This is a genomic window from Parageobacillus sp. KH3-4, from assembly GCF_022846435.1.
In the GTDB taxonomy this organism is placed as follows: domain Bacteria; phylum Bacillota; class Bacilli; order Bacillales; family Anoxybacillaceae; genus Parageobacillus; species Parageobacillus thermoglucosidasius_A.
Window position 1 is genome coordinate 2,579,277 of record NZ_AP025627.1, and the last position, 11,983, is coordinate 2,591,259.

Below are 11,983 nucleotides of genomic sequence, written 5' to 3' on the forward strand. Positions count from 1 at the left end.
TCTCCTTCCGCATAATCACTCAAATCGCTTTGGTAAATTTATAGTTTTTATTTTACCATATTCCACTTTATAAGGAGAGAAAATTTTTATGCATACGAATGAATTTTCTACCGATGGCTTATCTCACATCTCATCGCGGAACTTCTCAATGATGACTGGCTGAAGCTGTCTTCCTTCCAAAGCGGCAAGAACGGTATCGCGCAAAAGCGACATTTTTGCCACCATTGAATTCGGTTTTGTGTGCGGAGCATCTTGACCGAACGGAATAAAATAAATATTTTTCGCCGCCATTAGGCGCATTAAATTTACCCCGTTTAATCCTAACGCATCGTTTGTGGAAACGCCAAGGACAACCGGACGATGGTTGCGCATCGTCGCCTTTGCCGCCATCAATACAGGGGAATCTGTCATCGCGTTGGCAAGTTTGCTCATCGAGTTTCCTGTCAGCGGTGCAATAACCATGCAATCGAGAGGAACTTTCGGACCAAGCGGCTCTGCCTTGACGATCGTATCAATGACTTCGTTGCCTGTTATTTCTTCCAGCCTTTTCACCCATTCTTCTCCTTCGCCAAAGCGAGTGTCTGTCGTTTTTACCGTATAGGTAACAATGGGTAGCACCTCCGCTCCTTCTTTTACCAATTTTTCAATTTCCGGCATGACCGCATCATACGTGCAATGAGAACCTGTCAACCCGAATCCGATTCGTTTTCCTCTTAAACTCATTATCCATTCCCCTTTCTTTTTTGCAAATCCGCATATAGTAGTTGCGAAAGGACATTCGCGATAATTTGCCCCGCCGTTTTTGGCGCGACGACTCCCGGAAGCCCTGGCGCGAGAATCGCTTTCACCCCTCGCTTTTCGGCGTAGCGAAAATCGGTGCCGCCCGGCTTTGAAGCCAAATCAACGATAAGCGTATGCGCCGGCATCTTCGCAATGACACTTGCCGTTACAATAAAATGTGGAACGGTATTAATGCAAATATCGATATCTTGCACTTCTTTTTCTAAATCATTAAGGTGAAAAGGGGCAAGCCCCATTTCCATAATGCGGGCAAGATGCTCGGAACGGCGCGCCCCTACTTTCACTTTTGCGCCGAGAGCGGCAAATGTGCGAGCGACCGTCATACCAATGCGACCAAGCCCAAGAACCGCTACACGTGACCCATGAATCGTAAAATCGGTATGCTGAATGACAATCATGACGGCTCCCTCTGCGGTCGGGATCGAGTTGTAGATCGCGACATCATCGCGTTCAAATAATTGGACGTATTTACGGTCAACTGCTTTCATTAAGTCGTCTAAATAGCGGTTGCTTATTCCTGTATAGACAGTGCAATGTTTCGCTGTTTTTAACAGCATTTCTTCTGTAAACGGGATTTGCTCGTGTGAAAATACGGTATTTACTTTTCCTTCCAACGTTGTTCCATGAACTGGCAAAATAATCGCATCTAAGTTAGCAAAATCCACTTCCTCGATTCGTAGCTTCGTTGCGCCCATAAAATGATGTGCCAATTGGTCAAAACCAACTAAAGATAATTTAGCATCCAATTCAATTAATTTGCGAATCACTTCCAATTGCCGCGCGTCCCCGCCGATAATAGCAACATGCATGCCTGTTAGCATCATCTGCTCACCTTCTTTACGCGAAACTTATTCTTTCATCCTCATTTCCTTTCACATCTTATGTAAAAAGGGAAATATAGGTGAATATCCTAAAAAAGAAAAGCGACCGCCTTTGGCGATCGCCGTCATTGTTCGGGAAAATCGATAATAATCATGTCCGTGCCAATTTTTTTTATATATTTCCACGGAACGCGAATTTCATTTCCATCTTTCCGAAACCGGAACCATCTTCCCGTTGGAATAAGCAACGCTTGAATTTTCCCGGTTTGCTCATTAATTTCCAAATCCGTCTGCCCCAACACCCCGAGCCGTTCGGCGCGTCTTGCATCGACAATTTCCTTGCCGCTTAACTCGCTTAGCCTCACTGCATATCCCCCCTTCCTTTCTATTATTGTAAGATGGGGGAAATAAAAAAATGCCTGCATTTTTTTTAGCAGGCATTGCGCAACCGTCGTGCGATAAACGGTTGCTTACGAACGAATTCGACTCGGCAATCGACCGCTCGGGCTAATTAAAGCGAGCGCACAATCTTCAGCAAAAATGCGGCACGCAAGTTCATTTACTTTTTCTACAGTGACGCTATTAATTTCTTCAATAATCTCATCAAGCGTGCGATGGCGCCCGAGCAGCAATTCGTTTTTGCCGTTTCGGCTCATCCGGCTATTCGTGCTTTCTAACCCTAACATTAAACTTCCTTTCATCTGTTCTTTGCTGTTTTTCAGCTCTTTTTCAGTAATCCCGTCCTCTTTTAATTTATCGATGGTTTCTTGAATGGTTTCAAATAACAAATCAAGCTGATTGTTGCCTGTCCCAGCGTAAATTGCTAATAAGCCGCTATCTTGATAAGAAGAGTGATAAGAAAAGACCGAGTACGCTAAACCGCGCTGTTCACGAACTTCTTGAAAAAGCCGACTGCTCATGCTGCCACCTAAAATATTATTTAAAATAATCAATGTGTAAATATCCGGATGGCCGACGGGAAGCCCGTTAAATCCGATGCATAAATGCGCTTGTTCCGTATCTTTTTGACGCGCTAATTTTTGCGGCTGAAATAATGGAGCTGGCGATTCACTAGCTTTTCGTTTCGCTGTGAAAAAACCGAAATAGCTTTCCACTTGCTGAATAAAACTTTCATCCACATTGCCGGCAACAGAAATCACCACACGGTCCGGGGTATAATAATCAGCCATATATCCGCGCAACGAATCCCCCGTAAACGTGCGCAACGTTTCTTCCGTTCCTAAAATTGGATAACCAAGCGGATGGTTCGCATAACATGCTTTGCTTAATAAATCATGGACGATATCATCCGGAGTATCTTCGTACATTTTAATTTCTTCTAGCACGACATTTCTTTCTTTTTGCAATTCCTCGTCAACAAACGTGGAATGGAAAAACATATCCGCTAACATTTCGAGAGCAAATGATGCGTGCTCATCCAGCACTTTGGCGTAATAGCAAGTATATTCTTTCGACGTAAACGCATTGACTTGACCGCCGATACTGTCAAACGCTTCGGCAATCTCCTTTGCAGTGCGCGTTTTCGTCCCTTTAAAAAACATGTGTTCTAAAAAATGGGAAATTCCGTTGTTTTGCTCGGTTTCATTGCGTGAACCTGTTCCAATCCACACCCCGATCGAGACAGAACGCACTGTTGGAATTTGTTCTAGCACAATTCGTACGCCATTTTTACAAGTATGTTTGTTAATCAACGCCACGTTCCTCCTATTTTCTTACAATTCTCTTTTCGTCTAGTAATGCAGACACATCACCAATTTCATATTCTTTTTGCTGAATCGATATAATAAGCGGCTCAAGCGCTTCCGCCGTCGGCAGCGTCGGATGCATCAAAATCATTGCACCGCGATGAACTTTGGACATTACCCGTTTCACTATAACAGATGGCGACGGATTTTGCCAATCAATTGTATCGACGCTCCACATAATTGTTTTCATGTCTAAATCCGCAGCAATTTTCACTACATCATCACGATAGCTGCCGCTTGGCGGGGCAAACCATTTGCATTTCACCCCAGTTGTCGCTTCAATAACTTCATTCGTTTTTACTAGTTCCTCGCGGATTTTTGCGTTGCTGAGCGTCTTTAAGTCCGGATGGCTATACGAATGATTCCCTATTTCGTGGCCGGCGTCCACAATCATTTTTGCCATATCGGGGTGATTTTTTACCCAACGACCTTCCAAAAAAAACGTCGCCTTTACATGATGCTTTTTTAAAATATCAAGCATTTTCGGAATATATTCATTTCCCCACGCCACATTGATCAGAAGCGCAACCATCGGCTTATCTGGATGGCCCCGGTAAATCGCTTCAGGCGGCAAATCATCCAAATGGACGCGCGGGGAAACTTGTTTGTACACAAGCTTCCGTTCATCAAATTTTCCTTCCTTTTTCATGCTTTTATACGAAGCTTGCACATCTACTTTTAATCCGTTATAACCGGGTGTCGCTTTCCACACTCTATCGATGACCGCGTCTTGCGGAGGAATTTCATACCGTTTTGCTTTTTCCACAATTTCCGCATACAGCTTATCGTTTTCTTTCATCACCGCCATGCTCTGTTCTTGTAAACTGGCAATATACTGGTTTACCGGTGGCTGGCTGACGATAAACCAAGCAAAGAAAAAGATGATCGCTACCGATAAATAGCGGGTATCGTTTCTGTTCACACCTGTCCCTCCTTTTTATACTACAAATATGTGAAGAAGGGACAAGATAGAACTATCCAAACCACAACAAAGAAGCCTTAAGGAACCAATCCTAAGGCTTCATTCTATGCCGTTCCGGCCGTTTTCCTCTTTTTTCTTTTTGCTCGCGCAATACTGCTTTTCGCGATAAATTAACGCGTCCTTGTTTATCAATCTCCATTACTTTTACTAAAATTTCATCGCCAATCGAAACGACGTCCTCGACTCTTCCAACACGCTCTTCCGCCAATTCGGAAATATGGACAAGCCCGTCTTTGCCATTGAACAATTCAACAAATGCGCCAAATTTTTCAATGCGCTTCACTTTTCCTAAATAAATCTGCCCGACTTCGACTTCGCGGACGATATCTTCGATAATTTGCTTCGCTTTTTCGTTCATCGCTTCATTGACGGATGAGATAAAAATCGTTCCGTCTTGCTCAATATCGATCTTCACGCCGGTTTCGTCAATAATTTTATTAATTTGTTTGCCGCTCGGTCCAATGACCTCGCGAATTTTGTCAGGATTAATTTGCATCGTCAAAATTTTCGGCGCGTATTTCGATAGCTCTTTACGCGGCTCACGAATCGTTTGCATCATATGGTCTAAAATTTCCATCCGTCCTTTTCTTGCCTGCAGCAGCGCTTCCTCTAAAATTTCGCGGGTTAAGCCTTTGATTTTGATATCCATTTGTAAAGCGGTAACGCCTTTTCGCGTGCCGGCCACTTTAAAGTCCATATCGCCAAGATGGTCTTCGATTCCTTGAATGTCAGTTAAAATCGTATAATGATCATCGTTTTTCACAAGCCCCATGGCAATTCCCGCCACCGGCGCTTTAATCGGCACGCCCGCGTCCATCATCGCCAGCGTGCTTGCGCAAATGCTTGCTTGTGAAGTGGAACCGTTCGATTCAAGCACTTCCGACACGAGACGGATCGTATACGGAAACTCTTTTTCCGACGGAACGACCGGCTCTAATGCCCGTTCGCCAAGCGCGCCGTGTCCGATCTCGCGGCGTCCCGGACCGCGCATCGGCCCCGTCTCGCCGACGGAAAACGGCGGGAAATTGTAATGGTGCATAAACCGTTTCGTTTCTTCAATGCCGAGCCCGTCCAATATTTGCACATCGCCAAGCGCCCCTAACGTGCAAACGCTGAGCACTTGCGTCTGCCCGCGCGTAAACAAGCCCGAACCGTGCGTGCGCGGCAGGACGCCGACTGCTGAGGAGAGCGGGCGGATTTCATCCACTTTTCGGCCGTCTGGGCGAATTTTTTCTTCGGTAATAAGCCGCCTTACTTCTTCTTTGACGAGCTTATGTAAAATTTCATTCACTTGTTTTAGCGTTTCCTCGTCCGCTTCCTGTTCTTCATATTTCGCAACGACGCCCGCTTTTACTTCCTCAATCGCTGCATCGCGCGCCAATTTTTCCGGCACTTGCACCGCCCGTTTAATATCCGCTTCGGCAAGCTGGCGGATTTCCGCCTCCAGCTGCGGATCGAGCTCATACAAAACAACTTCCATTTTTTCTTTGCCGACTTGGGCGGCGATTTCCTCTTGAAAAGCGATCAGCCGTTTTACGTCTTCGTGCCCGAACATAATCGCTTCTAGCATGATTTCCTCCGGCACTTCATCGGCGCCAGCCTCGACCATGTTAATCGCGTCTTTCGTTCCGGCGACAACGAGATGCATATCGCTTTTTTCCGATTGTTCGACCGTCGGATTAATGACAAACTTTCCATCAACACGGCCAACGGTCACGCCGGCAATCGGTCCTTCAAAAGGAATATCGGAAATCGTCAGCGCGAGGGAGGAGCCGAGTAATGCCGCCATTTCCGGCGAGCAGTCTTGATCGACGCTCATCACCATCGAAACGATTTGCACCTCATTGCGGAATCCTTCCGCAAACAACGGACGAATCGGCCGGTCAATCAAGCGGCTTGCTAAAATCGCTTTTTCGCTAGGACGTCCTTCCCGCTTAATAAATCCTCCCGGAATTTTGCCAACTGCATAAAGACGCTCCTCATAGTTAACCGTCAGCGGGAAAAAGTCGACGTTTTTCGCTTCTTTGGATGCCGTTGCCGTGCTTAATACTACCGTGTCACCATAACGGACTAATACCGCTCCGTTCGCCTGTTTGGCTAACTCGCCAATTTCGACAACGAGCGGCCGTCCGGCCCAGTCTATGGAAAAAACGCGTTTTTCTTGCTCCATATAGGTGAGTACTCCTCTCTATGTACAAATCGAGAATAACGAATGTATATATTGTAGTATAGACGAATCATTGACGATGTATCAGTTTCCCATTTATTTTAATCATAGCGAAAAATCGCCTATATAACTAGCAAAAAAGCGGGAATGCTCCCGCTTTTTTTATCGACGTAATCCAAGTTTGTTAATCAATTCACGATAGCGCGTAATGTCCTTATTGCGCAAGTAATTCAATAAGTTGCGGCGTTTACCAACCATTTTCAGCAATCCGCGACGTGAATGATGGTCTTTTTTATGAACGCGCAAATGCTCATTCAAATTGTTGATTTGCTCTGTAAGGATAGCAATTTGCACTTCCGGAGAACCTGTATCGTTCTCATGAATTTTAAACTGTTCGATAATTTCTCTTTTACGCTCTTGCGATAATGCCATCCTTGTTCACCTCCTCGTTGATAAAACCCCAATTACCGAGCAAGCGGCGGTGACTCGACTTGCCAAGCAATGGTTATTTTGCATACATCTATTAGAATAACTCTTTTTGCGATAAAATGCAAGTATTTTCGGCGAATTTGCGGAAATATGCTTGCGCTTTTTCCTTATCCCGCTGAATTTGCGCGATCAATTCATCCACACTCGCGAATTTTTGTTCGCTTCTTAAGCGCACATGCCACTCGATCGTCATCGTTTCTCCATAAATGTCTTTGGCAAAATCAAAAATGTGCACCTCGATACTTGGCAATCCTTCGCGGGTAGAGTGAAACGTCGGTTTATAGCCAACATTGCACACTCCTTCCAATATGTGCGAACCGACTTTTACTTTTACTGCATATACGCCAAGCGCCGGCAATAAATAATCATCATTTAACGCTATATTCGCCGTTGGAAACCCAATCGTTCTTCCGCGGCGTTCACCGCCCACCACTGTGCCTTCCACTTCATAAAAGCGGCCGAGCAAACGCGGCAGTTGATCGACATCTCCGTTTTTCAGCAACTGCCGGACATAAGTGGAGCTTATTTTCTCTCCATCGATGCTTAATTTTGGAATCACCGTCTGCGTAAATTGCTCGCGCGAATGGAACGGCAATGTCTCCATCGTTCCTTTTCCAAGGCGCCCGTAAGTAAAATCAAACCCGGCAACGACGTGCTTCACATGAAGGCCGATAATATACTGATCAACAAATTCTTGCGGAAATAGCTGCGCAAACGAAGGGGTAAACTCGACAATATATAAGTAATCGACGCCAAGTTCGGCAATTAACTTCTCTTTTTTCTTTAGCGGCGTAATCAAATGAATATGTTTTTCCTTCTTTCCAAGCACGACAGAAGGATGTGGATGAAACGTCATCACCGCGCTTTTATACCCTTTTTCCGCCGCGATTTTTACCGCTGTGCGAATCACTTTCTGATGCCCAAGATGGATGCCGTCAAAATAGCCAAGCGCCATAACGGTCGGCGGCAGTTCTTCTTTTTTTATCTGATGGGGATGCGAAATAAATAGTGTTTTCATTTTCTTTACTCACCTTCTATTTTTGCCTTTTCGCTTATCGAAACACTTTCAGCGGCTTCATCAAGTGAGGTTTAACAGGATGCTTTACATAAAGAGCGAGCGCCTCGCTTTGTTTAGTCATCATTAATATCGGTCCTTGCAATGATTGCAAAAAAGCGGGAAGCGGCAATATCGCTCCGTTTTTTACTTTCTCTGCTACTTTATCATTTATCTCATATTTCGGCAAATGAAAAAGCGCCTTTTCAATCGGAAGCAAAACGGATTGCACTTGTCCGTTCTCGATGTAACGTTCTAATTGTTCAAATGTGACGCAATCTTGCAAAGAAAAGGGGCCGGATGCAGTGCGAACAAGATCAGACATATGCGCCGGATACCCGAGGCGTTCTCCAATCATCACCGCTAACGTGCGGATATAGGTACCTTTGCTGCAAATGACACGAAAGCGAAACGAAACGGTGTCACCAGAAAATGTATCTCGTTCATCAAGCAATGTTAGTTCATGGATCGTGACGATGCGAGTCGGCCGCTCGACTTCAACGCCCGCGCGCGCATATTCATACAGCTTTTTTCCTCTTACTTTTACCGCGGAATACATTGGCGGCGTTTGCGCAATTTCCCCCGTCAACTGCTGGAACACTTCTTCAATTTCGCTGCGACGAATGATGCGATCCACTTTTTTCTTTACGACGATTTCGCCATCGCTGTCTTCCGTTGTTGTCGCGATCCCTAATGTCACCTCACCTTCGTATGTTTTCGTCGATCCTGTTAAAAATTCGGCGATGCGTGTCGCCTTTCCAATACAAATTGGCAAAACTCCTGATACGTTTGGGTCAAGCGTCCCTGTATGCCCTGCTTTTTTTATTCGCAACATGCGGCGAATGCGCGCAACACAGTCGTGCGACGTCATTCCAAGCGGTTTGTGCAATAACAATACTCCGTCCATTTGCGCACCCTTTCTGACAAAGTCATAACCAAAATAATTTATGTACATAATCGAAATGGATAGACAAATTGTCTATCCATTCATTTTTATTCTTTTTCGTTTTCCTCTTCTTTTTTCTCGCTTTCGCGTTCCGCAGAAATTTGCCGGATCAACTGCTCAATGCGGGTTCCATATTCGATGGATTCATCAATTTCGAAAAATATTTCCGGTGTTTTCCGCAAACGAATGCGTTGGCCGATTTCGGAACGGATAAATCCTTTCGCTTTCTCCAAACCTTTTAAAGTGTTTTGTCGCTGTTCTTCGTCCCCTAACACGCTAATATACACCTTTGCTTGTTGCAAGTCGCCTGTGACGCGCACATCGGTAACAGTGACAAAGCCGATGCGCGGATCTTTTAATTTGCGACCAATAATATCGCTTAATTCTTTTTTCATTTGTTCACCGACACGTGTAGCCCGTAAATTCATTGCCAATCACCTCGATTAAAACCACTCAAATGTCGTAACCGTCCTTTCCAATTCTGGGAAGGAATCGATCAAAGCGAGCGCGCGCTGTAGCTCCCGCTCAGTTGTCACCCGGCTCGACGTAATCGCAACAATTCCAAGCGTCGTTCGCTGCCATACGTTTTGGTGATCGATTTCGGCTACGGATATATTATATTTTTGTTTCAGCCGCGTTATTATTCGTTGTAATACGGCGCGTTTTTCTTTTAATGATTGCGCGTCGTAAATAAGGCATTCACAGGCGACAAAGCCGATCATTGTCTTTCCACTTCCTGCATTACGTACGCTTCAATAATGTCTCCTTCTTTAATATCGTTGAAGTTTTTAATCGTCAATCCACATTCATATCCTTGCATTACTTCTTTGACATCATCTTTAAAGCGTTTCAATGAATCCACTTCACCTTCATAAACGACGACGCCTTGACGAATGAGGCGGACTTTGCTGTCACGCGTCACTTTTCCTTCAGTGACATAGCATCCGGCGATCGTTCCAACTTTGGATACTTTGAACGTTTGCCGTACTTCCGCCTGACCGATGACTTTTTCTTCGTATTCCGGATCAAGCATTCCTTTCATCGCCGCTTCAATTTCTTCAATCACTTTATAAATGATGCGGTGCAGACGAATATCGACTTTTTCTGACTCGGCAACACGTTTTGCGTTTGCATCCGGGCGGACGTTAAAGCCGATGACAATCGCGTTCGATGCGGTCGCCAAAATAATGTCGGATTCTGTAATTGCTCCAACTCCAGCGTGAATAATTTTCACGCGCACACCTTCCACATCGATCTTTTGCAAGGCGGAAACAAGCGCTTCAACCGATCCTTGAACATCCGCTTTGACAATAATATTTAATTCTTTCATTTCTCCTTGTTTAATTTGTTCAAAGAGGTCGTCTAGGCTGACGCGCGTCTTCATGCTACGTTGCTCCATCAATTGTTTTTGCGCCCGCGCTTCACCGATTTGCCGCGCTTTTTTCTCATCTTCAAACACCATAAAGCGGTCTCCAGCCTGCGGCACTTCGTGAAGACCAGTGATTTCCACAGGTGTCGAAGGGCCTGCTTCTTTCACGCGACGCCCTGTATCATTGACCATCGCCCGCACGCGTCCGTACGTGCAGCCAACAACAATCGGATCGCCGACATGCAACGTTCCCGCTTGAATGAGCAGCGTCGCAACCGGGCCGCGGCCTTTATCGAGTTTCGCCTCGATTACCGTTCCTGTCGCGCGGCGATTTGGATTTGCTTTTAATTCTTCCATTTCGCTAACAAGCAAAATCATTTCCAATAAATTATCAATTCCTTCTCCCGTTTTTGCCGACAGTTTACAAAAGATCGTATCTCCGCCCCATTCTTCCGGAACGAGATTATACTCCATCAATTCTTGCATCACGCGATCTGGGTTAGCATCGGGCTTATCGATTTTGTTGATGGCAACAATAATCGGAACATTCGCCGCTTTCGCGTGGTTAATTGCTTCCACCGTTTGCGGCATAACGCCATCATCGGCGGCGACAACGAGGACGACAATATCGGTGACTTGCGCTCCCCTTGCCCGCATTGTCGTAAACGCCTCATGCCCTGGCGTATCAAGGAACGTAATTTTTTTATCATTCACTGTCACTTGATATGCGCCAATATGTTGCGTAATGCCCCCTGCTTCTTGTTCCGTCACTTTCGAATGGCGAATCGAATCCAATAGCGTCGTTTTTCCGTGGTCAACGTGCCCCATAATCGTGACAACCGGCGGGCGCTCCACTAAATCTTCAGGATTATCGACGATTTCAATCGATTCGAAATCCGTTTCATCGATAACTACTTTTTCTTCCACTTCTACACCATAATCGGAACAAATCAGTTCGATCGCATCTTTATCCAAATCCTGGTTGATTGTGGCCATCACGCCGAGCATAAACAGCTTTTTAATAATTTCCGACGGTTCGCGACCGAGTTTTTTCGCGAGTTCGGCGACCGTCAATGTTCCTTCGTACGTAATTTTCTTAGGAAGCTCTTTTTCTTTTTTCTTTGGCGGTTCTTGTTGCTGCACAGGTTGCTGTTCTTTTGCTTTTACCTTCGCTTTTACTTTTCCTTTATTTTTCTTCTTATGCTGATGGAAAATTTTCTTTTCTTGCTGCTGCAATTGCAAATCGTGTTTTTTTCCTTCTTTCTTTTTGCCTGCCCCTTTTTTCTTTGGCACTTTCGTTTTCACTACTTCTTCATCTTCATCATCAAAATCATCGACATAGTTTTTCGGTTTTACCGTTGTTGGGCGTTTTTCCTTTGGAGCAGAAGCGTGCGGCCGTTCAGGTCGTTCATTTTTTTTGTTGTACGTATGGTCAAGCTTTTCCACCACTTCCGGCTCCAACGTCGCCATATGATTCGTCACTTCGATGTTCATTTCTTTCAATTTATGAATAACGTCTTTACTGGATACATTGTTTTTTTTCGCGTACTCATATACACGCATTTTAGACATAGATTCACCCCCATAA

The 11,983-nt window shown here is 45.1% G+C and carries 12 protein-coding genes; all 12 read right to left on the reverse strand.

Annotation, left to right across the window (positions count from 1 at the left end; translation table 11 throughout):
* Window positions 1-123: 123 nt before the first annotated feature.
* Complete coding sequence (locus MWM02_RS12960) at window positions 124-723, reverse strand: dipicolinate synthase subunit B (RefSeq protein WP_064550987.1); 600 nt, start codon at window positions 721-723, stop codon at window positions 124-126.
* On the reverse strand, window positions 723-1,625 hold the full coding sequence (dpaA, locus tag MWM02_RS12965; protein WP_064550988.1) for a dipicolinic acid synthetase subunit A: 903 nt from the start codon (window positions 1,623-1,625) through the stop codon (window positions 723-725). Before dpaA ends, MWM02_RS12960 begins: the two co-directional genes overlap by 1 nt.
* A 122-nt stretch (window positions 1,626-1,747) precedes the next feature.
* On the reverse strand, window positions 1,748-1,987 hold the full coding sequence (locus MWM02_RS12970; protein ID WP_064550989.1) for a YlmC/YmxH family sporulation protein: 240 nt from the start codon (window positions 1,985-1,987) through the stop codon (window positions 1,748-1,750).
* Between the two features lie 105 nt (window positions 1,988-2,092).
* Window positions 2,093-3,334: a M16 family metallopeptidase gene (locus MWM02_RS12975; RefSeq protein ID WP_244402192.1), complete on the reverse strand. Its 1,242-nt coding sequence runs from the start codon at window positions 3,332-3,334 to the stop codon at window positions 2,093-2,095.
* A 13-nt stretch (window positions 3,335-3,347) separates the two neighbouring features.
* Entirely contained in the window at window positions 3,348-4,310 is a 963-nt protein-coding gene (locus MWM02_RS12980; RefSeq protein ID WP_064550991.1) for a polysaccharide deacetylase family protein, read from the reverse strand.
* A 91-nt stretch (window positions 4,311-4,401) separates the two neighbouring features.
* Entirely contained in the window at window positions 4,402-6,540 is a 2,139-nt protein-coding gene (gene pnp / locus MWM02_RS12985; RefSeq protein ID WP_244402193.1) for a polyribonucleotide nucleotidyltransferase, read from the reverse strand.
* 159 nt (window positions 6,541-6,699) lie between these two features.
* A complete protein-coding gene (rpsO, locus tag MWM02_RS12990; RefSeq protein ID WP_003251659.1) occupies window positions 6,700-6,969 on the reverse strand; it encodes a 30S ribosomal protein S15 in 270 nt (89 codons plus the stop codon).
* A gap of 91 nt (window positions 6,970-7,060) precedes the next feature.
* Window positions 7,061-8,044 (reverse strand): bifunctional riboflavin kinase/FAD synthetase, encoded by a 984-nt coding sequence (gene ribF / locus MWM02_RS12995; RefSeq protein ID WP_064550993.1) that lies wholly within the window; start codon window positions 8,042-8,044, stop codon window positions 7,061-7,063.
* A gap of 34 nt (window positions 8,045-8,078) precedes the next feature.
* On the reverse strand, window positions 8,079-8,987 hold the full coding sequence (truB, locus tag MWM02_RS13000) for a tRNA pseudouridine(55) synthase TruB (protein ID WP_064550994.1): 909 nt from the start codon (window positions 8,985-8,987) through the stop codon (window positions 8,079-8,081).
* 86 nt (window positions 8,988-9,073) lie between these two features.
* Complete coding sequence (gene rbfA, locus MWM02_RS13005; RefSeq protein WP_064550995.1) at window positions 9,074-9,454, reverse strand: 30S ribosome-binding factor RbfA; 381 nt, start codon at window positions 9,452-9,454, stop codon at window positions 9,074-9,076.
* Between the two features lie 15 nt (window positions 9,455-9,469).
* A complete protein-coding gene (locus tag MWM02_RS13010; RefSeq protein WP_064550996.1) occupies window positions 9,470-9,748 on the reverse strand; it encodes a DUF503 domain-containing protein in 279 nt (92 codons plus the stop codon).
* Complete coding sequence (gene infB / locus MWM02_RS13015; RefSeq protein WP_064550997.1) at window positions 9,745-11,967, reverse strand: translation initiation factor IF-2; 2,223 nt, start codon at window positions 11,965-11,967, stop codon at window positions 9,745-9,747. The genes MWM02_RS13010 and infB overlap by 4 nt, the downstream gene beginning before the upstream one ends.
* Window positions 11,968-11,983 lie beyond the last annotated feature (16 nt).

What these genes read in the sequence shown, in the direction of transcription:
- MWM02_RS13010 (WP_064550996.1), bottom strand. Translation starts at nt 9,748, where the DNA reads ATGATCGGCTTTGTCGCCTGTGAATGCCTTATTTACGACGCGCAATCA.
- truB (WP_064550994.1), bottom strand. Translation starts at nt 8,987, where the DNA reads ATGGACGGAGTATTGTTATTGCACAAACCGCTTGGAATGACGTCGCAC.
- infB (WP_064550997.1), bottom strand. Translation starts at nt 11,967, where the DNA reads ATGTCTAAAATGCGTGTATATGAGTACGCGAAAAAAAACAATGTATCC.
- MWM02_RS12960 (WP_064550987.1), bottom strand. Translation starts at nt 723, where the DNA reads ATGAGTTTAAGAGGAAAACGAATCGGATTCGGGTTGACAGGTTCTCAT.
- dpaA (WP_064550988.1), bottom strand. Translation starts at nt 1,625, where the DNA reads ATGATGCTAACAGGCATGCATGTTGCTATTATCGGCGGGGACGCGCGG.
- rbfA (WP_064550995.1), bottom strand. Translation starts at nt 9,454, where the DNA reads ATGAATTTACGGGCTACACGTGTCGGTGAACAAATGAAAAAAGAATTA.
- rpsO (WP_003251659.1), bottom strand. Translation starts at nt 6,969, where the DNA reads ATGGCATTATCGCAAGAGCGTAAAAGAGAAATTATCGAACAGTTTAAA.
- ribF (WP_064550993.1), bottom strand. Translation starts at nt 8,044, where the DNA reads ATGAAAACACTATTTATTTCGCATCCCCATCAGATAAAAAAAGAAGAA.
- pnp (WP_244402193.1), bottom strand. Translation starts at nt 6,540, where the DNA reads ATGGAGCAAGAAAAACGCGTTTTTTCCATAGACTGGGCCGGACGGCCG.